The following is a 22,483-nucleotide window of genomic DNA, read 5'->3' on the forward strand; positions in this document are numbered from 1 at the left end:
GAAGTTGGCGGTAAGAAGATGTAACCAACTCCCCACCCTAACAGCGTTTTTGGTTGTAGTCAGGGTTAATTTGTAATGTGGGATTTATCTTTGCAAAGGGCTTGAAATGTTCCTCTGTCTGCTCAATTGTGTAATCAGGAGGTCATGGTTTTCACCCATCCGGTGAAGCAGGAATGGCCTTCCGCGAGCTAGCTGAAATAAGGGAAAACTATGCAAATCCAAGTCAATAGCGATAACCATATTGAAAGCAGCATCCGACTGGAGGAGTGGGTACGTACCACCATTGAGAGCACGCTCGAACGTTATGAAGAAGATCTGACCCGCGTCGAGGTTTATCTGCGGGACGAAAACGGTGACAAGCCCGGTCCACATGATCTGAGTTGCCGACTGGAAGCACGGCCAAAAGGCCATCAACCGATTTCGGTCCTCCATAAAGCCGATACGCTGGAACAGGCGATCGATGGTGCGGCCACCAAGCTGGAGCATGCGCTGGAACATCTGTACGGCAAACTGCGCGGCAAACCACGCGCCGCGGGTCAAAGCCTGCCCAACACCAAGGCCGACGAGGCCGAGCTTGAAGAGGAATTCCTGGAAAACGAACAGGCTGCGCTTAACGGCTGATAGCTGATACTTTTTCATCCCCACTGAAAACGGGCCTGCAGATGCAGGCCCGTTTTTTTATGCGCAAAAGGTCAGCGCGGGCTGCGCCGGAAAAAGCTGCGGCTCAAGACCGCCAGTGCGCACGCGCCCAAACCGGCGTAGACCATGGCCCAACCGGCACCGTTGCGCAGCGCGGCCTGGGCGATCACCTGGCCCTGGGGCAACACCTCCAGCTTGCCGGCGGCGATGTCCTGGCTGAGGGTGGCCAGTTGTGCGGTGTCGGGCAATGCGCCAGCCAGGTAATGAGCGATCCCGAGGATCAACACCAATCCCATCAACGCGATATTGAGTGCCAGGGTGATCAGCCGTGCGCTGAAGTCGATGCCCGAGGCCATGCCCGCGCGGTCGGACGACACCGAGCCGGTGGTGGTGTTGGTGGTGGGCGAGTTGGTCAGCGCCAAGCCGCTGCCAGCAATCCCACAGGCGATCAGGATCAATACCACACTGGGCTGGTCGCTATGGTTGATCGCGGCCATGGCCATAAACCCCACGCCCATCAAGCCCAGGCCCAACGGGATGATGCGTTCGGCGCCGTAGCGCAGGGCCAGGCGTTCGGCCAGCGGCGGTACCACCAGCGTGGGCAGGGTGTAGGCGAGCAGGGCGAGGCCGGTGAGCATCGTGTCGTAACCCAGGCCGGCCTGGAAATACAGCGGCAGGTAGATCATGAAGGGCCAGAAGCTGAAGTTCATGCCGATCGAACCCATCAGCGCGCCGTTGAAGCGCGGGATGCGAAACACCGAGAAGTCGAACATCGGGTGCGGGCTGCGCCGCTCAATCACCACGAACAACAGCAAGCCGGCCACCGACAGTCCGGCCCAGCCGAGCATGGCCGGGGTGGCAAAGCCGCTCGCGGTGCCCTGGGTGATGAAATAAACCAGCGCAAACACCGCCAGGGTCAGGGTGGTCATGCCGGCGATGTCGAGGCGATGGGCCGCCGGGTCACGGGATTCCTGCACGCTGATGCGCAGCAAGGCCAGGGTGACCAACGTGAGCGGCACATGCACCAGGAACACCCAGCGCCAATCCGCGACGGCCAGAATCAACGCGCCCACCATCGGCCCGAAACCCAAGCCCACACCGGCGATCACGCCCCACACCGCAAAGGCCCGTGCCCGTGCCGCCGGCTCGCTGAACTGGTGTGACAGGATCGCGAACTGGCAGATCATCATGGCCCCGGCACCCACGCCCTGGACAAAACGCGCCGCGATCAGCGTGGAGGCGTCGTTGGCCAGCCCGCAGGCCAGCGACGCCAGCCCGAATACCCACAGGCACAGCACCAGCATGCGCCGCCGGCCGAAACGATCGGCCAAGGTGCCCGCCGCCATCAGCACGCTGGTGCAGGCCAGGGTGTAGGCGTTCATGATCCATTGGGCGTCCTGGAAACCGGTGCCCAATTGCTGTTCAAGGGTGGGCAGGATGACCGGCACGCTGGAAATCTCCAGCCCGAACATCAGCGCCACCAGGCACACGGCGGTGAGCGCGAGGCCGTCCCTGGCGGTACGCGGCGGGCTGATGGCGGATACAACGGCGTCGGATGGCATGGCCTCTTCCTTTCGATGGGGGAAGGTGTCATTTTTGCGGGAATAGGATTCTTTATTGGCGATACTTATTCCTGTGATAAGGGAATTAGGGGCGACAAACGACCATGGCTACCCCGCGCTTTGATGGTGTTGAACTGTTTTTGCAGATCGTCGAGAGCGGCAATCTGACGGAGGCCGCCGAACGGCTGAACCTCACGCGCTCGGCGGTGGGCAAGGGCCTGGCTCGCCTGGAGGCGCGGCTGGGCACGTCTTTATTGCAACGCTCCACCCGGCGCCAGCGTTTGACCGAAGACGGGCAGGCCTATTACGAGCATTGCCTGCGGGCGCTGTCGGAGTTGGAAGCCGCCGAATCCGTGCTGGAAAGCGGTCGCCAGCAACCCCGCGGACGGTTGCGGGCGAGCTTGCCGCTGGCGTTCGGTCACCATTATGCGGCGCCGGCGTTGTGGGGGCTGATGGACCGTTTTCCGCAGTTGGAGATCGAGATTTCCTTCTCCGACCGGTTGATCGACCTGGCCCAGGAAGGCTTCGACCTGGCGGTACGCATCGGCGCTTTGCCCGACACCGACCGCCTGAGCGCACGCCGCCTGGGTGAACAGGCGATTGCCCTGGCGGCGTCACCCGCGTACTTGCAGCGCACACCCCGAATCGACTCCATCGAGGACCTGGCCGGGCACCGGGGCATTGCCTATCGCAGCAATGCCTCGCACCGGGAACGGGTGGCCTCGCCGTTGATCCTCGATGACCTGCAGGCCGTGGCCGATGCTGCCATTGCCGGGGTCGGCCTGGCCTGGTTGCCCAGTTGGCTGATCGCCCACTACGTGTTGCGTGGGCAACTGCAGGCGGTACTGCCGGGCCACCGCGAGCAGCCGATGCCGATCCATGTCATCTGGCCCACGGCGACGCACATGCCGGCCAAGACCCGCTGTGCCATCGACGCGTTGGTGGCCGGCACACCGTCGTGCCTGGCGGGCAGTTGATCAGAACGCGATGGACGTCTGCACATACAGCGTGCGCGGCTCACCGACGTATTTGCCCTTGTTGTTGTCGTCAAACGAGCGGGTGTAGTACTGCTTGTTGAAGATGTTTTTCACACCCACCGCCACGTTCAAGTCCGACAGCTGCGGGCCAAAGTCGTACGCCGCGCGGCTGCTGAACAGCATGTAGCCAGGGATGCGTCCGGTGCTGCCATCGGCACTTTCCGCTTCAGTATTGGCGTTGTCGGCGAACTGGCTGCTCTGGTAGCTGCTGTCCACATTCAACTTCCAGCGACCTTCGGTGTAACCCACGCCCAGCGTGCCTTTGTGCCTGGAAGAGAAGGGCACGCGGTTGCCTTTGTTCGGGCCGTCTTCGCGGATGGTGGCGTCGACGTAGGCGTAGGTCGCGTACACATCAAAACCGGCGAGCGCGGGGCTCAAGCCGTCGAGGGCATAGTTGATGCTGGACTCGATGCCCTGGTGGCGGGTCTCGCCACGGGCGATCACGGTGTCGTTGGTCTGGTTGCTGTCGTACTGGTTGTCGAAGTTGATCAGGAATGCGCCGATTTCCGCGCGCAAGGTGCCGTTGTCATAGCGCGTGCCGAGTTCCCAGGTACGGGCCTTTTCCGGCTTCACTTCGCCGCTGGTCACGCGGTTGGGCATCTGGCTGTATTGCACGCTGCCGAACGAACCTTCGGTGTTGGCGTAGAGGTTCCAGTCATCGGTCAGGTGGTAGAGCACGTTCAACGCCGGCAGGGCAGTGTTGTAGTCACCCTTGTATTTGACGTTGCTGAGGTTGTTGGTCTGCTGGGACTCGATCATCTCGTAGCGGATGCCCGGGGTGATGGTCCACTTGCCGATATCAATCCGGTCGTCGACGAAGAATGCGTTGGCTTCGGTGCTGCCCCGGGTGTCGCGGTCGTTGCGGCTGTCGGTGGTGGGCAGTTGCTGGTTGGCGGCAATCGGCGTGCGGTAGCGCAGTTCGTGGCCGGCTTCGTTGATGTAGCGGTAGCCCACGCCGACTTCGTGGCTGGTGGGGCCGAGGTCGAAGCCTTGGGCAAAGCGGGTTTCGAGGCCGCGTACCCAATACTCGCGGGGCGACAGGGAGAGGAAGCTGCCCTGGTCCAGGTAGCCACTGCGCAAGGTGGTGGTGAAGAAGCTGTTGACGGTGAATTCCCGGCGATCCTCCTGGTAGCGATAGCCTGCGTTGAACAGGGTGCGGCGGCCCCAGAACTGGTCGTAGGGGCGGGTGGACTGATACGGGTCGGCCTTGTAGGCCGCGGTGCTCAAGCCACCTGGCATATCGGCCTTGCCTTCGTAGTACTGCGCCATGGCGTTGAAGCTGTTGGCGTCGTCCAGCTGGTATTTGCCCTTGAGGATCAGGTCGTCGATGCGGGTGTCGCTGTTTTCGCGCCAGTCACCGCCACGGGTGCCGGAATACAGGATCGCGCCGCCCAGGCCGTTGTCTGCCGTGCCGCCGGCCAGCAGGTTGCCGGTGGTCTTGAAGCCGTCGTGGCTGGAAGACGGGCTGGTTTCGGTCTGCAGGCCACCTTTTACCGTCGGCGCATCGGGAATCGCGCGGGTGACGAAGTTGACGATGCCGCCGACGTTCTGTGGGCCATAACGCACGGCACCGCCGCCGCGCACCACGTCCACCGCGTCCATGTTGCCCATGCTGATGGGCGCGAACGACAACTGTGGCTGGCCATACGGCGCGAACGGTACCGGGATGCCGTCCATCAAGACCGTGGAGCGCGAGGCGAGGCGGGGATTAAGCCCGCGAATGCCGAAGTTCAGCGCCATGTCGTGGCTGCCGGTGCCGTTGTTTTCCGGGGCGTTGACCCCGGGAATGCGGTTGAGCACGTCGCGGGCCTGGGTCGCGCCCTGGCGTTCGAATTCTTCGCGGCGGATCACGTCCCGTGCGCCCGGGTGTTCGAAGACGTTGGTTTGCGCCGCATCGCCCAGCCAGTCGCCCACCACGTTGGAGGTGCCCAGCTCAAGGGGCGCCGGGGCATTGGCCGGTTGCAGGCTGAAGGCATTGTTGCCCTCGGCGCGGGCTTGCAGGCCGGTGCCTTTGAGCAAGGTATTCAAGCCTTCCTCGGCGGTGTAGTTGCCCGACAGGCCGTGGCTTTGCACGCCGGCCGTCACGTCCGAGCCAAACGAAATCAGTACGCCGGCTTCCCGGCCAAATTGATTCAACGCGGCTTCCAGTGAAGTGGGGGCGATGCGGTAGGGCTTGGCATCAGCCGCCATCACGTAGGGCACGGCGCTGAAACTGAGGCTGGCCCCCAGCAACAAGTGGCGCAGGGTGCGGGCGAGGGGCGTCAGGCGGGTCGGTTGCTGGGGCATGAAGTGCGGTCCTGAGAAGGAAGGATCAAGGGGGGCTTTCCTTCTCTGTCACGCGAGGGCTGGAAAACGGCTCACGGGTTTTGAAAATAATTCAGGCACGGGCTTCGACGGTCACCCAGTAGCGGGTAAACCGCCGGACCTTGACCGGCAGGCTGACCTGCAGCAGGTCCAGAATCCGCTCGCTGTCGTCCAGCGGGTAACTGCCGGAGATCAGCAGGTTGGCCACTTGCGGGTCGCAGTTGAGCTGGCCACGGCGATAACGGCTCAGTTCGGCGAGGAAATCTTCCAGGCGCATGTGGGCCGCCACCAGCATGCCATCGGCCCAGGCCCCGCTGCCGGCATCCGTGGGGCGCGCGGTATCCCAGCCTTTGCGGGTGAAATTGACCTGATGGGCTTTCTCCACCGACAGCGGCAAACCGCTATAGGTGTTGGGCATCACGTCAACGTGCCCATCAAACACCGCCAGCTGCGTGTGATCGTTGAACTGCCGCACGTTCAGCCGCGCGGCCTGGGCGCTGAGCAAGCCCTGGGTCGTGATGACCCGCAGCGGGGTGTTGCCGGGTTTGGCGGTCAGCAGGATTTCGCCTTCGAGCAAGCGGATCAAGCGTTGCTGGCCATCAAAGTGCACATCCACGGCGCTGCCGGTGTTGAGCTGCAACTGGCTGCCATCGGCCAACTGGAACTTGCGCCGCTGGCCGATGGGGCTGCGGTAATCGGCGCTCAACGGCGGCAGGATATGTTGCTGGCGCAGGCCCCAGACCGCTGCCGAGCCGGCGCCGAGGATCAGCAACAGTTTCAGCGCCTGACGGCGGCTGCCGGATTTCGGCGCATTCAACGCGGCGTGAGCCAGGGGTGAGGGCATCCCGCGCAACCGCTGGTTGACCCGCTGGATTTGCTCCCAGGCCCGCTGATGTTCGCTGTGGGCGTCCAGCCATTGTTGCCAGGCTGCCTGTTTGCGCGGGTTGAGCGGGCCCTGCTGCATTTCCATCAGCCAGTGCACCGCTTGTTCGGCGACGTGGGTAGAGAAGCTCATAAGGCGAAGTAGCAGCGCATGGCCGCTTTATTCAGGTGGCGCTTGACCGTGGCGATGGAGATCCCCAGTTCCGCGCCGATTTGCGCGTAGGTCAGGCCGTCGAGCTGGGACAGCAGGAACGCGCGTTTAACCACGGGCGCCAGGCCATCCAGCAGTTGGTCCAGCTCCATCAGGGTTTGCAGGATGATTGCCCGCTCTTCCTCCGACGGCGCCACGTGCTCGGGCATTTGCGCCAGGGCGTCGAGGTAGGCGCGCTCCAGGTCCTGGCGGCGGTAATGGTTGAACAGCACACGCTTTGCGATGGTGGTGAGGAAGGCGCGGGGTTCGATCAGCGTCGGGGTTTCCCGTGCTGTGAGCACGCGAATGAAGGTGTCCTGGGCCAGGTCGGCGGCGCTTTCAGGGCAGCCGAGCTTGCGTCGCAACCAGCCGGTGAGCCAGTGGTGATGGTCGTGGTACAGGACTTCGACGGTGTTGGACGGCTGCAACGCGAACACTCCGGCAGCATGCGCATGCTTTAGAGAACAAGAATTGTTCGCATTGTAGGGCGAGTAGGACGGTTCGGCAATTGCCAGGGATGCGTTCTCTTTTGCTTATGAGAATATTTATCATTAATATTGCGCACTGACGAACCTGGCGCCTTGTGCATGAAACGCAAAACCTCACTTCCCGTGTCCTACCGTCTGGCCGTGACTTCGCGCGTGCTGGCGGCGGTGGTCGGCGGTTACCTGCTGGCCTCGCTGGCCAGCGTGTGCATGACGCTGTGGCTGCCCACCGGCCGCGCCGATGCAGTGATCAGCGGCATGCTCAGTTCGTTTGTCTTCTATCTGTTGGCGGTGATCTGGTGTTTTGCCTGCCGTACCGCCTGGCGCGCCTGGTTTGGCGTGTTGCTGCCCAGCGCGATTCTGGCCACGTTCGCCGGGTTGACGTATTGGATGGCGCGCACATGAAAGAGGGCTTTCGCCAGGCCATGGCCTGGTTGCACACCTGGGCCGGGCTGATTTTTGGCTGGCTGCTGTTTGCGATTTTTCTGACGGGCACCCTGTCGTATTTCAAAGACGAAATTACCCACTGGATGCAGCCCGAAGTGCAGGCGCATCCCGTCGACGACGCTCGTAGCCTGGCCGCCGCCCAAACGTATTTGCAGCAACAGGCGCCCAACGCCGCGCGCTGGTTTATTACCTTGCCGAGCAGCCGTGAGCCGGGTTTGTCGGTGATGTGGCAAGACAAGGTCGACCCAGGCAAGCGCGGCAACTTCGTCGAAAAACTCCTCGATCCCGTCAGCGGCCAGCAGGTCCAGGCCCGGGAAAGCAGGGGTGGCGAATTCTTCTACCGCTTCCACTTCCAGTTGCAAATGCCGTATCCGTGGGGTCGCTGGCTGTCGACTATTGCGGCGATGGTGATGTTGGTGGCGTTGATCACCGGGATCATCACCCACAAGAAAATCTTCAAGGACTTCTTCACCTTCCGCCCGCGCAAGGGCCAGCGCTCCTGGCTCGACGGCCACAACGCCGTGGGTGTGCTGGTGCTGCCATTCCACTTGATGATCACCTACAGCAGCCTGGTGATTTTCATGAGCATGGTGATGCCGGCGAGCATCCTCGCTTCTTACGGCAACGACACCCGGGCGTTCTTCAATGATGTGTTCCCGGCCACCGACAATGCGCCGGCCCTTGGCCAGCCGGGGCAGTTATTGCCGCTGGGGCCTATGTACGAGCAGGCGCGCGAGCAGTGGGCCGGTGGGCACGTCGGACGGTTGGTGGTGAACAACCCAAGCGACGTGAATGCCTCGGTCAATGTGTTCCGCGCCGGGTCGGAACGCGTGGTGCACGACTTTGGCAGCACCGCCTCATTCAGCGGCACCACCGGCGAGCTGTTGCGGGTCAGCGGCGAGCAGTCGTTGCCGGCGGCGATCGGCGGCAGCTTCTACGGTTTGCACATGGGCCATTTCGCCGGCCCGGTATTGCGCTGGTTGTATTTCATCTGCGGCCTGGCGGGTACGGCGATGATCGGCACCGGGCTGGTGATGTGGCTGGGCAAGCGTCAGCTCAAACACACCAAAACCGGGGTGATGCCGTTTGAACTGCGGCTGGTGGACGTGCTGAACATCGCCAGCATGTCGGGCTTGATGATCGCCATTGCGGTGTTTTTCTGGGCCAATCGTCTGTTGCCGGCAAGCTTTGTCGGGCGCTCGGACTGGGAAGTAAACGCGTTCTTTATTGCCTGGGGCTTGAGCGTTTTGCACGCCATTGTCCGCCAGGGGCGCCGCGGTTGGATCGAGCAATTGAGCGTGGGCGCGATGTTGTTTATCGGTGTGCCGGTGCTCAACGCTTTGACCACATCGCAGCACTTGGGTGTGTCGCTGGCCAACGGCGACTGGGCCATGGCCGGTTTCGACCTGACGTGCCTGGGCAGCGGCGTGTTCCTCGCCTGGGCTGCCTGGAAAATGCAGCACCGCCGCGCCCCTCAGCCCAAGGCCGAACGTGCCCGGCCGTTGACCCTCAAGGGCGAGGTGAACTGAATGCTGTTGGCGCTGCTGCTGTGTTACGCAGGGTTTACCGCGTTGTGCCTGTCCATGGACCGCCACCATGGCGAACTGCTGCACAGTAAACCCTCGCCGCGTCGGCGCCTGGGTTTGCGCGTGGGCGGCTGGCTGCTGTTGATCGTCTCGATCTGGCCCGCCGTGCGCGCGACTGGCTGGAGCCAGGGTTTGGTGGAGTGGTGCGCGGTACTGATGCTCAGCGGGTTGCTGCTGGTGTTGCTGTTGCCGTATCGGCCAAGGCTGGCCTTGATTCTGGCGGGCGTCGGCCTGCTGGCCAGCCCGATTGCGGCCTTCGCCACCCTTTGAGCTCATCCTTGATGATCACCACGCCACCCGAACCCAACGAACAGCACGCAGACGCGGCAGGCGGGCGGGCGCATTTTCTGCAGGTGTTCCTGTCCCAGCGTTCGCAGATGGAAGCCTTGGTCAGTCGTCGTGTGGGTTGCCGTGCGACGGCGGCGGACCTGGTGCAGGATTTGTTCCTGCGTTTCTGGCGCCGGCCGCTGGTGCAGGTCGAGGAACTCAGCACCTACTTGCTGCGCTGCGCGGGCAATATCGCCATCGACCACCTGCGCAGCGAAGGCGCCCGGGTGCGCAGCAGTGAAGGCTGGCTGCCCGAGCAGCAGGACAACCAGGGCTCCGAACCCCAGGCCGCGCTGGAAGCGGGCAATGACTTGCGCCATGTCGAAGCGGCCTTGCGCAGCCTGCCGGAACGGACCCGGCAGATTTTCCTGCTCAACCGCATCCATGGCCGCAAGTACGCGGAAATCGCCAAGGCCATGGGGCTGTCCCAAAGTGCCGTGGAAAAACATATGATGCGTGCCCTCGAAGCCTGCAAGGCCAGCCTTCGTGACCCATCGCCAAGGAAAGCACCGTGAATTCCACTGCCAGCGTCACCCCGACGCCCGACCAGGAACAGGCCGCACTGGCGTGGCTGAGTCTGTTGCACGACCAGCCCAGCAGCGGCGACCAGGCCACCTTCAGCCGTTGGCTGCGGGCCGACCCGGCGCACGTGGAGGCCTACGCCCAGGCTCAGGTGCTGTGGGAACTGAGTGAAGTGCCGGCGAGAAAGTTGGCCGGTGAGGACGCCTTGGCGTTGCAGGGCTACTTGAACGCGATGAACACCTCGAAGCGCTCCGGTGTGCGGCGCTGGTCCGGCGCGCTGGCGATGGCCGCCTGCCTGCTTGTGATGCTCTCGATGGGGGCCGGGTGGCAGCCGTCGCGCTGGGTCGATGACTTCGGTGCCGATTACGTCACCGCGCCGGGGGAGGTGAAGACCGTCACCCTGGCCGACCAAAGCCAGGTCACCCTGGACGCGGACAGCGCCATCGCAGTGGATTTCAAGCATGGCGAGCGCCATGTCCAGCTGCGCCGTGGCGCCGGCTTTTTCAGCGTGACCCACACCGGCGAATCCTTTGTGGTCGAGGCCGGCAGTGGCGAAGCGCGGGTGCTGGGCACGCAATTCGAAGTGCGCCTGCAGCCGGCGGGCGCCCAGGTGACGGTGTTGTCCGGGCGGGTCGGCGTGACGCCGTCCAAAGATGGCCAGCAACAGATTCTGACCGCCGGCCAGCAAGTGGCCTACGCCGACGGTGTCGCCGATGAGCTGCACGCGGTCGACAGCGAATCGCGACTGGCCTGGCGTGACGGTTGGCTCAATTATTACAAGGCGCCCCTGGCCGATGTGGTGCAAGACCTCGGTCGTTACTACCCCGGGCGTATTCTCCTGCTCAATGACGACCTCGCCGCCCGGCGTGTCAGCGGCAGTTTCCCGAGCAAGGACCCCCAGGCGGTGCTCAATGCCCTGCAGGCGGTGCTGGGGTTCGAACAACACTCGCTGCTCGGTCGGATGATCGTATTGCGCTAGATACAGAGCGCTACGCTGCAATGGCGTAGCGCTGTCATTACTTGCACCGATTTCCCTTGAAAATCCCCCTGTCTTGGCACATCCGTGTTTGCGGACCTTTCATTTAACCTTCATCGCAATCGCCAAAACCTGTAACCAAATCGTTACGTGATGCACGGATGATCCTCGGATTCCTGAGCAGGTGGTCAGGAAGATTGGCGGCGCTGTTCACCCGGCCGAAATCGCCAATACCTCCCCCAAACAACAGATAGATGCATGTAAGGGATCTACTCGTGACCTACAACAAACTCTATGCCCTGCTTTTAGCATCGGGCCTGGGCGGCTTTGCGCCGCTGGTTTTGGCAGACGACTCCCAGGACGTCGGTTCGGTGCACGTCGCCGGCGAACGTACCCTGGGTACCGGCCACATGATTCAGGAAGAAAGTGCCAAGGCCCGGTCCACCGTGACCAAGGAAGCCATGGACGAAATGTCCCCGACGGCCAACGCCATCGACAAGCTCAAATACACGCCGGGCATCAACGTTTCCAACGATGACGCCAGCGGCATGAGCGGCACCAGCTTCACCATGCGCGGCATGAACTCCGACCAGGTCGGGGTTTCCATGGACGGCGTACCGATCAACGACTCCGGCAGTTATGGCGTGTACGCCAACCAGTTGGGCGACCCGGAAAACGTCGGCGAAGTGTTTGTCACCCAGGGCTCCTCTGAAGCGGACGGCCCGCACATCGGTTCCAGCGGCGGCAACATCGGCATGGTCACGATCCGGCCGACCAAAGAGCCAGGGTTATTCGTCAAGCAGTCCATGGGCTCGAACAACCTGACAAAGTCCTTCGCCCGTATCAACACCGGCGACCTGGGCGGCTTCAAGACCTGGGTGTCGGCCTCTCATACCGAGGGCGACAAGTGGCGCGGCAAGGGCACCCTGCGCGGCGACAAGGTGGAGTGGAGCACACTGTTCGAAGACGACAACGGCAACACCAGCAACTTCACCATGAAGTACAACACCCAGGAGAACTACAACTACAACACCCTGAGCAAGGCCCAGTTCCAGCAACAGGGGCGGCGTCTGGATTACGCGGAAACCCCGGTCTACAAGAACGGCTTGCTGTCGTCCTCCTACAAGCTCAACCGCAACCCGTTCGAAAGTGTCATGACCACCTTCACCCAGCGCTGGCGCCTGCGTGATGACCTGGCCCTGACGGTTGCGCCTTACTACTACTGGGGCAACGGCGGCAGCTTCAGCGGCCAGACCGCGACCAACCTGGGGCCGAAGTCCGACAAGGCCGGCAACTACGACCTGAGCAACCTCAAATCGGCCAACTACTATCGCCCCTCGTGGACCGAGACCTGGCGCCCTGGCGTCACCGTCAAAATGAAATGGGACATCAACGAGGAGCACAGCCTGGACTACGGCTACTGGTACGAGCGCGCTCGCCAGCGCCAGACCCAGCCGTATATCGGGATCAACAGCGAGGGGGCACCGGACGACGTCTGGGGCGATTACAACAGCGGCGGCCAGGTGGTCGACAAGAACGGCAAGACTGTCCAGGGTCGTCATCAATACACCGTCACCCCGGCCCAGAAACTGTGGGTGCAGGACAGCTGGCAAGCCACGCCAGACCTGAGCTTTGTCGGCGGCCTGGCGTACCAGTACGTCGAGCGTGACGGCGACAACCTCGGTAGCCTGTACGACAAGCCGGAAAAACGTAACGCCCGCTACCATCAGTTCCTGCCGAACTTCAGTGCCAAGTACCAGGTCGACGAGAGCAACCAGGCGTTCTACAACGTCACCCGCAACATGCGTACGCCGCAGAACTACGTGCTGTACAACAAGGGTGATTCCCTCAACCTCAACCCCGAGTTGAGCTGGAACCAGGAGCTGGGCTGGCGCTACACCGAAGAGAAAATGGCCCTGAGCGCCACCCTGTTCTACATCACCTTCAAGGACCGTCAGCTGTCGACCACCGACTTGAACGGTGACTACGTGATGGCCAACGTGGGTGACGTGACCAACAAAGGCCTGGAGCTGGAGTGGAGCGGCCTGCTGCCGTACAACTTCAACTATTACGCGTCGTACACCTACACCAAGTCCGAGCAGCAAGACGACTTTGTCAGCAAGAACGTACTGTTGCCGACCAAGGGCAACCAGTTGGCCAACGTCCCGGAGAACATGTTGAACCTGGTGTTCGGGTATGACGACAAGCGCTACTACGGCAACATTGCCGGCAAGTACGTCGGTGCGTTCTACGGCGACTTGACCAACAACGAGAAAATCTCCGGGCGCACGGTGTTTGACCTCAACGCCGGTATTTACCTGCCGGTGGACAAAAAGGTCTTCAAGTCGGCCGCGCTGCGGTTCTCGATGCTCAACGTGCTCGACAAGGAATACCTGAGCTCGGCGCGTACCGTGTCGTTCAACTCGGCGCCGGTGAATGGCCTGGCGGCCAGTTCGGCGTACTACAACGTGGGTGAAGAACGTACGGCGATGGTTTCCCTGGAGGCCAATTTCTAAGCCACACACCTTCCTGGGTGGGAATGGGCTTGTGTGGGAGCCGGGCTTGCCCGCGATGCAGGCGCCTCGGTCAGTCAGTTGCACCGAGGTGATGCTATCGCAGGCAAGCCAGCTCCCACACTGGGTGGGGCTGGATTACTTCAAGGCTGCCATGATCGCTTCCGGGTTGTAGTCCCGAATCAGCGTGCCGTTCACGTCCACAAACGGAATCCCGCCACCCCCCAACGCCTCGTACGCCTTGCGCGCCTGGGCGTCCTTCTCGATATCAAACGCCTGGTAGGGAATCCCTTTGGAATCCAGAAAGCGCCGGATCTGTTTGCAGTAGCCGCACCACTCGGTGGAATACAGCACCACGCGCGCCGCTGCGCGTGTCTGCTCCGGCACTACCTGCGAGGGGTTGAACAGCCGCTCGATCTTGCCCCAGTTCTGGAAAACCACCACCACCAGCAATACCAGCAGGACTTTCTTCAGAACCCCGCCCAGCATCAGTTGCGACGCTTGAGCTGGTCGGTCAACTGGGTCGGCAGGCCCTTGATGATCAAGGTGCCGGCGGCTTCGTCGTATTCGATCTTGTCGCCCAGCAGGTGCGCTTCAAAGCTGATGGACAGGCCTTCGGCGCGCCCGGTGAAGCGGCGGAACTGGTTCAGGGTGCGTTTATCCGCCGGGATTTCCGGCGACAGGCCGTAATCCTTGTTGCGGATGTGGTCGTAGAAGGCTTTTGGCCGCTCTTCGTCGATCAGCCCCGACAGCTCTTCCAGGCCCATTGGCTCGCCGAGCTTGGCCTGGCTGCTGGCATAGTCCACCAGGGTCTTGGTTTTTTCGCGGGCCGACTCGTCCGGCAGGTCTTCGCTTTCCACAAAGTCGCTGAAGGCCTTGAGCAGGGTGCGGGTCTCGCCCGGGCCGTCGACGCCTTCCTGGCAGCCGATAAAGTCACGGAAGTACTCCGAGACCTTCTTGCCGTTCTTGCCTTTGATAAACGAGATGTACTGCTTGGACTGCTTGTTGTTCTGCCACTCGGAGACGTTGATCCGCGCGGCGAGGTGCAGTTGGCCCAGGTCCAGGTGGCGCGACGGGGTCACGTCCAGTTGGTCGGTCACCGCCACGCCTTCGCTGTGGTGCAGCAGGGCGATCGCCAGGTAATCGGTCATGCCCTGTTGGTAGTGGGCAAACAGCACGTGGCCGCCGGTGGAGAGGTTGGACTCTTCCATCAGCTTTTGCAGGTGTTCCACCGCGATGCGGCTGAAGGCGGTGAAATCCTTGCCGCCGTCGAAATATTCCTTCAACCAGCCGCTGAACGGGTGCGCGCCGGACTCGGCATGGAAAAAGCCCCAGGCCTTGCCTTGTTTGGCGTTATAGCTCTCGTTGAGGTCGGCAAGCATGTTCTCGATCGCAGCCGACTCGGCAAGCTCGGAGTCGCGGGCGTGGAGAACTGCGGGTGTGCCGTCGGGTTTTTTGTCGATCAGGTGGACGATGCAATGACGGATCGGCATGGGCTTCTCGGCTGGTTGAAGGGGAGTGGTGAGGCTCCCGGAAAAAGTCGCCAGTGTACCGCACCCGCTGGGGATGGCGCTGTTCGGAGGGCATTTTGGGCACCCTCCGACGGTCCATATGCCTTTTTTTCACGGTTTAGAGCGATAAAGCTGACCAAATGGGTATGTTGAGGCGGATATTTCCCCGTCTCTGTGCTAGTTTTGCCCCGTCTTACGCGCAGTCTGGGCGTTAAGCGTGCATTCAGCATTTGTCAGGTCGAACCAAACCCGGTTTCAGGTATCTATAACCCCGATCTTCGTGGTTATAGCCCTTGGGTGCCAGGCCTTGATGGCAGGGCTCGATGGCTGACACTGCACTCTGCAATCCAAATGAATTTGATAGGGAAGGAACACCACAATGGCTATTACTAAAGACCAACTGATCGCTGATCTGGCTGAAGCTGTAGACGCACCGAAAACCACCGTGCGCGCTCTGCTGGACCAACTGAGCCAGATCGTTGCTGATCAGCTGGAAAATGGCGGCGAAATCACTCTGCCAGGCGTTGGCAAACTGAAAGTGACCGAGCGTCCTGCCCGTACTGGCCGTAACCCTTCGACTGGCGCTGCCATCGAAATCGCTGCCAAGAAAGTTATCAAGCTGGTTGTGGCCAAAGGCCTGACCGACGCTGTTAACAAGTAAGACGCAGCAAAAAAAACCGCGCTCCGGAGTGATCCGGGCGCGGTTTTTTGTTGCCTGCGATTTATCAGTCTTTACGCGCCCAACGCTGGCGCCACACCTGTTGCTCGCTCGGGGTCTGGAAGGTCCAGGCGACGAAGCGGCTTTGCTTCTGGCCCTGGGACATCTCCACCACCTGGCTCTCCAGCACACCGGCTTTTTTCAGCGCGGTCTGGATCGCCGGCAGGTTCGACGCCTTTGACACCAGGGTGCTGAACCACAGCACTTTATGCTGGAAATGCGCGCTTTCAGCGATCAGCTGGGTCACAAACCGCGCTTCACCGCCTTCACACCACAATTCGGCCGACTGGCCACCGAAATTCAGTACCGGCAACTTGCGTTTCGGATCCGCCTTGCCCAGTGCACGCCATTTGCGCTCGCTGCCCTTGGTCGCTTCATCCATGGAGGCGTGGAAGGGCGGGTTGCACATCGTCAGGTCAAACCGCTCGCCCGGCTCCAGCAGGCCCAGCAGGATCTGCTTGGGGTTGGTTTGCTGGCGTAACTGGATGGCCTTGTTCAGCCCGTTGGACTGCACAATCGCCTTGGCAGCGGCCACGGCCGTCGGGTCGACTTCCGACCCGAGGAAGTGCCAGCGGTATTCGCTGTAGCCGATCAACGGGTAGACGCAGTTGGCGCCCATGCCGATGTCCAGCACCTTCACCGGCGCACCACGAGGGATCACGCCTTCGTTGACGCTGGCCAGCAGGTCGGCAAGGAAGTGCACGTAGTCGGCACGGCCCGGGACCGGTGGGCACAGGTAGTCAGCCGGGATGTCCCAGTGATTGATGCCATAGAACGCCTTGAGCAACGCCCGGTTGAACACCCGCACCGCGTCGGGGCTGGCGAAGTCGATGCTTTCCTTGCCGTACGGGTTGATGATCACGAATTGCGCCAGTTCCGGCGTGGTCTTGATCAGCGCCGGGAAGTCGTAACGGCCCTGGTGGCGGTTACGCGGGTGCAAGGTGGCCTCTTTCCGCGGAACGACGGGCTTGGCCGGGGTCGTGGATTTTGGCTTCTTGCGCGGTGCTTTGGGTGTGCTGGGGGCGGTCATGGGCTGCGTCGATTCTGGGGTTGTTTCAAAAGTGGCGGGTATTGTCACACATTCCTTGGTCGAACTCGGCCAAATGTGGGGGCTGGCTTGCCTGCGATGCAGGCGACGCGGTGTACCTGTCGGCCCGAGGCGACGCCATCGCAGGCAAGCCAGCTCCCACGATGATCGGGTTTCCAAAGAGAAATAGCAGTGTTCTGCGGGCAAAAAAAAGAGACCCGAAGGTCTCTTTTTTCACACGGGTTGCCCCTTACAGGCTGGAAATCCGTGCGTGTTGCTCGGCCAGCTTGCCCAAAGCCTGTTCGGCTTCGGCCAGTTTGGCGCGTTCCTTGTCGATGACTTCAGCCGGGGCCTTGTCGACGAACGCTGCGTTGGACAGCTTGCCGCCCACCCGCTGCACTTCGCCTTGCAGACGCAGGATTTCCTTGTCCAGGCGCGCCAGTTCGGCACCTTTGTCGATCAGGCCCGCCATCGGCACCAGCACTTCCATCTCGCCCACCAGAGCGGTGGCGGACAGCGGTGCTTCGGCGTCTGCGGCCAATACAGTGATCGACTCCAGCTTCGCGAGCTTCTTGAGCAGCGCATCGTTCTCGGTGAGACGGCGCTGGTCTTCGCTGCTGGCGTTCTTCACGAACACCGCCAATGGCTTGCCCGGACCGATGTTCATCTCGGCGCGGATGTTGCGCGTGCCGAGCATCAAGGTCTTGAGCCATTCGATGTCGCTTTCGGCGGCCTCATCAATGCGTGCTTCGTTGGCCACTGGCCAAGGCTGCAGCATGATGGTCTTGCCGTCTTTGCCGGCCAGCGGCGCGAGGCGCTGCCAGATTTCTTCGGTGATGAACGGCATGAACGGGTGCGCCAGGCGCAGGGCCACTTCCAGCACGCGGACCAGGGTGTGACGGGTGCCGCGCTGACGTTCGATCGGCGCGTTCTCGTCCCACAGCACCGGCTTGGACAGTTCCAGGTACCAGTCGCAATACTGGTTCCAGATGAACTCGTACAGGGCCTGTGCCGCCAGGTCGAAGCGGAACTGGTCGAGTTGACGGGTTACTTCGGCTTCGGTGCGCTGCAGCTGGGAGATGATCCAGCGGTCCGCCAGGGACAGTTCGATGGCCTCGCCGTTCTGGCCGCAGTCTTCGCCTTTATCCAGCACGTAGCGCGCAGCGTTCCAGATCTTGTTGCAGAAGTTGCGATAGCCTTCGACGCGGCCCATGTCGAACTTGATGTCGCGACCGGTGGACGCCAGCGAGCAGAAGGTGAAGCGCAGGGCGTCGGTGCCGTAGCTGGCGATGCCGTCGGCAAACTCGTCGCGGGTCTGCTTCTCGATCTTCTTCGCCAGTTTCGGCTGCATCAGGCCCGAGGTGCGTTTCTGCACCAGGGTTTCCAGGTCGATGCCGTCGATGATGTCCAGCGGGTCCAGGACGTTGCCTTTGGACTTGGACATCTTCTGGCCCTGGCCATCACGTACCAGGCCGTGCACGTACACGGTCTTGAACGGAACCTGCGGGGTGCCGTCGTCGTTTTTCACCAAATGCATGGTGAGCATGATCATCCGGGCAACCCAGAAGAAAATGATGTCGAAGCCGGTCACCAGCACGTCAGTCGGGTGGAATTTCTCGAGGAGCTCGGTTTTTTCCGGCCAGCCCAAGGTGGAGAACGTCCACAGGCCCGAGCTGAACCAGGTGTCCAGTACGTCGTTATCCTGTTGCAGCGCCACGTCCGGGCCGAGGTTGTGCTTGGCACGCACTTCGGCTTCATCGCGGCCAACATAGACCTTGCCCGACTCGTCGTACCAGGCCGGGATCCGGTGGCCCCACCACAGCTGACGGCTGATGCACCAATCCTGAATGTCGCGCATCCACGAGAAGTACATGTTTTCGTACTGCTTCGGCACGAACGCGATGCGGCCGTCTTCCACGGCAGCAATCGCCGGCTCGGCCAGAGGTTTGGTGGACACGTACCACTGGTCGGTCAGCCAAGGCTCGATGACGGTGCCGGAGCGGTCGCCTTTCGGTACCTTCAGGCCGTGGTCGTCAACGCTCACCAGCAGGCCGGCAGCGTCGAAGGCAGCAACGATTTGCTTGCGCGCTTCAAAACGGTCGAGGCCGGCGTATTCGGCCGGGATCTTGCCGTCGATGCTTTCGTTCAGCGTGCCGTCGAGGTTGAACACCTGGCAGGCCGGCAGAACGGCGGCGTTCTTGTCGAAAATGTTCAGCAGCGGCAGGTTGTGGCGCTTGCCGACTTCATAGTCGTTGAAATCGTGGGCCGGGGTGATCTTCACGCAGCCGGTGCCGAATTCAGGGTCGCAGTAGTCGTCTGCAATGATCGGGATGCGGCGGCCGACCAGCGGCAGCTCAACGAACTTGCCGATCAGCGCCTGGTAGCGCTCATCGTTCGGGTTAACCGCGACAGCGGCGTCGCCGAGCATGGTTTCCGGACGGGTGGTGGCGACGATCAGGTAGTCATTGCCTTCGGCGGTCTTGGCGCCATCAGCGAGCGGGTATTTCAGGTTCCACAGGAAACCTTTCTCGTCGTGGTTTTCCACTTCAAGGTCGGAAATCGCCGTGTGCAGCTTGGTGTCCCAGTTGACCAGGCGCTTGCCGCGGTAGATCAGGCCGTCTTCATGCAGGCGCACGAAGGCTTCTTTCACGGCTTCCGACAGGCCGTCGTCCATGGTGAAGCGCTCGCGGCTCCAGTCGACGGACGAACCCAGGCGGCGGATCTGACGGCTGATGTTGCCGCCGGACTGATCCTTCCATTCCCAGATTTTCTCGAGGAATTTCTCGCGACCCAGGTCGTGACGGTTCTGGCCGGTGGCTTCCAGTTGGCGTTCCACCAGCATCTGGGTGGCGATACCGGCGTGGTCGGTGCCTGGCTGCCACAGGGTGTTGCGACCCTGCATGCGGCGGAAACGAATCAGGGCATCCATGATCGCATTGTTGAAGCCATGGCCCATGTGCAGGCTGCCAGTGACGTTCGGTGGCGGAATCATGATGGTGTAGGAATCGCCCGCGCCTTGCGGAGCGAAATAATTCTCGGACTCCCAGGTCTGGTACCAGGAAGTTTCAATAGCGTGCGGCTGGTAGGTCTTATCCATGCGCGGCGGGACCCTAGTTGGCATTAATTCAGGAAAGCCGGCAAGTATAGCGGGGGAGGGAGCGCAGGGGTAGGAGCGAGAAAGCCCGCTCCTTTATGGAAGCTCAGTTCTGGTACTGGCTCAACAACCGCTCCATGCGCGCATCCAGCCGGCGCTTGATCTCGGTTTCGATATGCGGGGCAAAATCGTCGATCACGTCTTGCATGATCAGTTGCGCGGCGGCGCGCAGTTCGTTGTCCAAGTGCAGCAGCAGGGCGTCGGGGGCTTTTTCGGCGGCAGGTACGGCAACAGCCGCAGCGGGCACAGCTTGTACCGCGGGCGTTTCGAGAGGTTGCGGCGCAACGGGCTTGCCACCGACCATGTCGAACAGCAAAGGAATTTGTACGTCACCGTTGACCGCATCGGTCAGCAGCGGCGGTTGCAGCTCATCATCACCGAGCAGCTTGCGGATCGACTCGAGGTCATCCAGCAGGTGGTCAGAGTCTTTTAGCGGGTTTGGAGTATCCATCATATGCTCAAAGTCGTTGTAGCCGGTGATCTTGCAGAGAATAGCCCTGTTCGCGGTAGAAACGGAAACTCTCCCGCGCGGCCTGACGAATAGCCGGATCTTCCACCACCACTTCCGCCACGCGGGCGAAACCTTTGGCGAAGGCCGGTACTTTCAGGTCGAGGTTGACCAGCAGGTCGGTGTGATCGCCACAGCTGTCGCCCAAACCCAACACCACCAGGCCTTCCGGCTCTGATTCGGCGGGGCCGTGTGGCACGAAGCTTTCGCCCTTGAAGCGCCACAGGCGGGCGTCGAGGTCGTCACGCTGGGCGGCGTCGCTGCAATGCAGGTAGATGCGATGGCCCATGCGCCAGGCTTTTTCGGTGAGCTTGCAGGCAAAGTCCAGGCGCGCGGAAGGATCGGCGCTGGGCAAGATATAAAAGTCGACTTGGGTCATTGCGGTTCCTGAGCCCGGGACGGCGTTGAAACTGCCGCCCCGGGATCGTCATGTTCAGGCTTTGGCGCGGTCCAGCAGGTACTGGGTCAGCAACGGAACCGGACGGCCAGTGGCGCCCTTGTCCTTGCCGCCGCTGGTCCAGGCAGTGCCGGCGATGTCCAGGTGAGCCCAGTTGAAGTTCTTGGCAAAGCGCGACAGGAAGCAGGCTGCGGTGATGGTGCCGGCTTTCGGGCCGCCAATGTTGGCGATGTCGGCGAACGGGCTGTCCAGCTGTTCCTGATACTCATCGAACAGCGGCAGTTGCCAGGCGCGATCGTCAGCCGCCTGGCCGGCGCTGAGCAGTTGGCCGATCAGTTCGTCATTGTTGCCCAGCAGGCCTGACGTGTGGGCGCCCAAGGCGACCACGCAGGCACCGGTCAGGGTGGCGATGTCGATCACGGCTTGCGGCTTGAAACGTTCGGCGTAGGTCAGGGCGTCGCACAGCACCAGGCGGCCTTCGGCGTCGGTGTTGAGGATTTCCACGGTCTGGCCGCTGAGGGTGGTCACGATGTCGCCCGGACGGGTCGCGCCGCCGCTTGGCATGTTCTCGGCGCAGGCCAGGATGCACACCAGGTTGATCGGCAGCTTGAGTTCCAGCACGGCACGCAGGGTACCGAAGACACTGGCGGCACCGCCCATGTCGTACTTCATCTCGTCCATGCCCAGGCCCGGCTTGAGGCTGATGCCGCCGGTGTCGAAGGTGATGCCTTTGCCGACCAGGGCAAAGGGCTTCTCGGACTTCTTGCCGCCGTTGTATTGCATCACGATCAGGCGTGGTGGCTGGTCGCTGCCCTGGCCCACGGCATAGAACGAGCCCATGCCCAGTTCCTTGATCTTCTTCTCATCCAGGACTTCGACTTTCAGGCCCTTGAATTCCTTGCCCAGCGCCTTGGCTTGCTCGCCCAGGTAGGTAGGGTGGCAGATGTTCGGTGGCAGGTTGCCCAAATCACGGGTGAACGCCATGCCGCCGGCGATGGCCTGGGCGTGGGTCACGGCGCGTTCGACTTCAGCCTGGGCGGCCTTGATGGTCAGCAGGGTGACTTTCTTCAGGGCGCGGGGTTCGGCTTTGGTGCTCTTGAACTGGTCGAAGACGTATTCGCCGTCCAGCAGGCTTTCGGCCAGCAGGCGGGTCTTGCCGTAGCTGTCGCGGCCTTTTACTACGATTTCATCCAGCGCCAGGGCTGCATCAGTGCCGCCCAGGCCCTTGAGGGTATTGAGGATGCCGCTGATGATCTTGCGGAACGGGCGGTCGCCCAGTTCGGCGTCCTTGCCCACGCCCACCAGCAATACGCGGTCGGCTTTAAGGTTAGGCAGGCTTTGCAGCAGCAGGCTCTGGCCCACTTTGCCGGCCAGGTCGCCGCGCTTGAGGACCGCGCTGATGGCGCCGCCGCTCAGTTCGTCCAGTTGCTTGGCGGCAACGCCCAGCTTGCGGCCTTCGCCGACAGCGACCACGAGGGTGGCGGTTTTCAACGTTTCGGGGCTAACGCTTTTTACAACCAGTTCCATTTTCGGGTCCCTTATAAAGGTCAGTGAGCCAGGAGTCTGTACTCCGGCTTGTAAGCTTGGCAGCCTGTAGGCCGCCCGCGACAAAGGCCGCAGTTTGAACCTCGCCGGCCGAGCCTGACAACCCTTGCGGACAGCTTTGTGCACGCGTATGAGCAAGCTCCGTGACAGGTG

General features: G+C 61.9%; 20 protein-coding genes. 9 read left to right on the top strand and 11 right to left on the bottom strand.

The window, feature by feature from the left end:
• Positions 1 to 210: 210 nt before the first annotated feature.
• Positions 211 to 621 (top strand): HPF/RaiA family ribosome-associated protein, encoded by a 411-nt coding sequence (locus P3C29_RS17445; RefSeq protein WP_010176952.1) that lies wholly within the window; start codon positions 211 to 213, stop codon positions 619 to 621.
• 71 nt (positions 622 to 692) lie between these two features.
• Here P3C29_RS17445 and P3C29_RS17450 read toward each other — a convergent pair whose 3' ends face one another.
• Positions 693 to 2,201 (bottom strand): MFS transporter, encoded by a 1,509-nt coding sequence (locus P3C29_RS17450; protein WP_275965025.1) that lies wholly within the window; start codon positions 2,199 to 2,201, stop codon positions 693 to 695.
• Positions 2,202 to 2,305: 104 nt separating this feature from the next.
• Here P3C29_RS17450 and P3C29_RS17455 point away from each other — a divergent pair, with 104 nt between their 5' ends.
• A complete protein-coding gene (locus P3C29_RS17455) occupies positions 2,306 to 3,178 on the top strand; it encodes a LysR family transcriptional regulator (protein WP_275965026.1) in 873 nt (290 codons plus the stop codon).
• Here the strand turns inward: P3C29_RS17455 and fecA are convergent, their stop codons facing one another.
• The 3 genes from fecA to P3C29_RS17470 all read right to left on the bottom strand — a co-directional run bounded on the left by fecA (position 3,179) and on the right by P3C29_RS17470 (position 7,042).
• Entirely contained in the window at positions 3,179 to 5,524 is a 2,346-nt protein-coding gene (gene fecA, locus P3C29_RS17460) for a TonB-dependent Fe(3+) dicitrate receptor FecA (RefSeq protein WP_275965027.1), read from the bottom strand.
• Positions 5,525 to 5,615: 91 nt separating this feature from the next.
• Positions 5,616 to 6,557, bottom strand: coding sequence for a FecR domain-containing protein (locus P3C29_RS17465; protein ID WP_201121709.1), 942 nt, complete (start codon positions 6,555 to 6,557; stop codon positions 5,616 to 5,618).
• Entirely contained in the window at positions 6,554 to 7,042 is a 489-nt protein-coding gene (locus P3C29_RS17470) for a sigma-70 family RNA polymerase sigma factor (protein WP_177075370.1), read from the bottom strand. The genes P3C29_RS17465 and P3C29_RS17470 overlap by 4 nt, the downstream gene beginning before the upstream one ends.
• A 159-nt stretch (positions 7,043 to 7,201) precedes the next feature.
• On the opposite strand from P3C29_RS17470, the gene P3C29_RS17475 reads away from it, so the two are divergent.
• The 6 genes from P3C29_RS17475 (at position 7,202) to P3C29_RS17500 (ending at position 13,473) form a co-directional block, all read left to right on the top strand.
• Positions 7,202 to 7,504 (top strand): DUF3649 domain-containing protein, encoded by a 303-nt coding sequence (locus P3C29_RS17475; RefSeq protein WP_010176946.1) that lies wholly within the window; start codon positions 7,202 to 7,204, stop codon positions 7,502 to 7,504.
• Positions 7,501 to 9,075, top strand: a complete 1,575-nt coding sequence (locus tag P3C29_RS17480; protein ID WP_275965028.1) for a PepSY-associated TM helix domain-containing protein — start codon at positions 7,501 to 7,503, stop codon at positions 9,073 to 9,075. Before P3C29_RS17475 ends, P3C29_RS17480 begins: the two co-directional genes overlap by 4 nt.
• Positions 9,076 to 9,402, top strand: a complete 327-nt coding sequence (locus P3C29_RS17485) for a DUF3325 domain-containing protein (RefSeq protein WP_275965029.1) — start codon at positions 9,076 to 9,078, stop codon at positions 9,400 to 9,402.
• Between the two features lie 11 nt (positions 9,403 to 9,413).
• On the top strand, positions 9,414 to 9,974 hold the full coding sequence (locus P3C29_RS17490) for an RNA polymerase sigma factor (protein WP_169387133.1): 561 nt from the start codon (positions 9,414 to 9,416) through the stop codon (positions 9,972 to 9,974).
• Positions 9,971 to 10,960 carry a FecR family protein gene (locus P3C29_RS17495; protein WP_010176942.1) on the top strand — a complete coding sequence of 330 codons (990 nt, stop codon included), beginning with the start codon at positions 9,971 to 9,973 and terminating at the stop codon, positions 10,958 to 10,960. Before P3C29_RS17490 ends, P3C29_RS17495 begins: the two co-directional genes overlap by 4 nt.
• Positions 10,961 to 11,232: 272 nt before the next feature.
• On the top strand, positions 11,233 to 13,473 hold the full coding sequence (locus P3C29_RS17500) for a TonB-dependent receptor (RefSeq protein ID WP_275965030.1): 2,241 nt from the start codon (positions 11,233 to 11,235) through the stop codon (positions 13,471 to 13,473).
• Between the two features lie 135 nt (positions 13,474 to 13,608).
• Here the strand turns inward: P3C29_RS17500 and P3C29_RS17505 are convergent, their stop codons facing one another.
• Both P3C29_RS17505 and yejK read right to left on the bottom strand, forming a co-directional pair.
• Positions 13,609 to 13,959 carry a glutaredoxin family protein gene (locus P3C29_RS17505; RefSeq protein ID WP_003212747.1) on the bottom strand — a complete coding sequence of 117 codons (351 nt, stop codon included), beginning with the start codon at positions 13,957 to 13,959 and terminating at the stop codon, positions 13,609 to 13,611.
• The gene (gene yejK, locus P3C29_RS17510) at positions 13,959 to 14,963 is read right to left on the bottom strand and encodes a nucleoid-associated protein YejK (RefSeq protein ID WP_010176940.1); all 1,005 of its coding nucleotides are present in this window, start codon (positions 14,961 to 14,963) and stop codon (positions 13,959 to 13,961) included. Before yejK ends, P3C29_RS17505 begins: the two co-directional genes overlap by 1 nt.
• Positions 14,964 to 15,360: 397 nt before the next feature.
• On the opposite strand from yejK, the gene P3C29_RS17515 reads away from it, so the two are divergent.
• Positions 15,361 to 15,642 (top strand): HU family DNA-binding protein, encoded by a 282-nt coding sequence (locus P3C29_RS17515; RefSeq protein ID WP_003212743.1) that lies wholly within the window; start codon positions 15,361 to 15,363, stop codon positions 15,640 to 15,642.
• Positions 15,643 to 15,706: 64 nt separating this feature from the next.
• On the opposite strand, the gene rlmF is transcribed toward P3C29_RS17515, so the two are convergent.
• The 5 genes from rlmF to P3C29_RS17540 form a co-directional block, all read right to left on the bottom strand.
• Positions 15,707 to 16,729: a 23S rRNA (adenine(1618)-N(6))-methyltransferase RlmF gene (gene rlmF / locus P3C29_RS17520; protein WP_010176939.1), complete on the bottom strand. Its 1,023-nt coding sequence runs from the start codon at positions 16,727 to 16,729 to the stop codon at positions 15,707 to 15,709.
• A 247-nt stretch (positions 16,730 to 16,976) separates the two neighbouring features.
• Complete coding sequence (locus tag P3C29_RS17525; RefSeq protein ID WP_275965031.1) at positions 16,977 to 19,823, bottom strand: valine--tRNA ligase; 2,847 nt, start codon at positions 19,821 to 19,823, stop codon at positions 16,977 to 16,979.
• Positions 19,824 to 19,926: 103 nt separating this feature from the next.
• Entirely contained in the window at positions 19,927 to 20,331 is a 405-nt protein-coding gene (locus P3C29_RS17530) for a DNA polymerase III subunit chi (protein WP_201121696.1), read from the bottom strand.
• Positions 20,332 to 20,338: 7 nt separating this feature from the next.
• The gene (locus P3C29_RS17535; protein WP_102605183.1) at positions 20,339 to 20,767 is read right to left on the bottom strand and encodes a DNA polymerase III subunit chi; all 429 of its coding nucleotides are present in this window, start codon (positions 20,765 to 20,767) and stop codon (positions 20,339 to 20,341) included.
• A 54-nt stretch (positions 20,768 to 20,821) separates the two neighbouring features.
• Positions 20,822 to 22,312 carry a leucyl aminopeptidase gene (locus tag P3C29_RS17540; protein ID WP_010176935.1) on the bottom strand — a complete coding sequence of 497 codons (1,491 nt, stop codon included), beginning with the start codon at positions 22,310 to 22,312 and terminating at the stop codon, positions 20,822 to 20,824.
• Positions 22,313 to 22,483 lie beyond the last annotated feature (171 nt).

This window comes from Pseudomonas sp. 1912-s, assembly GCF_029269205.1.
GTDB lineage: Bacteria > Pseudomonadota > Gammaproteobacteria > Pseudomonadales > Pseudomonadaceae > Aquipseudomonas.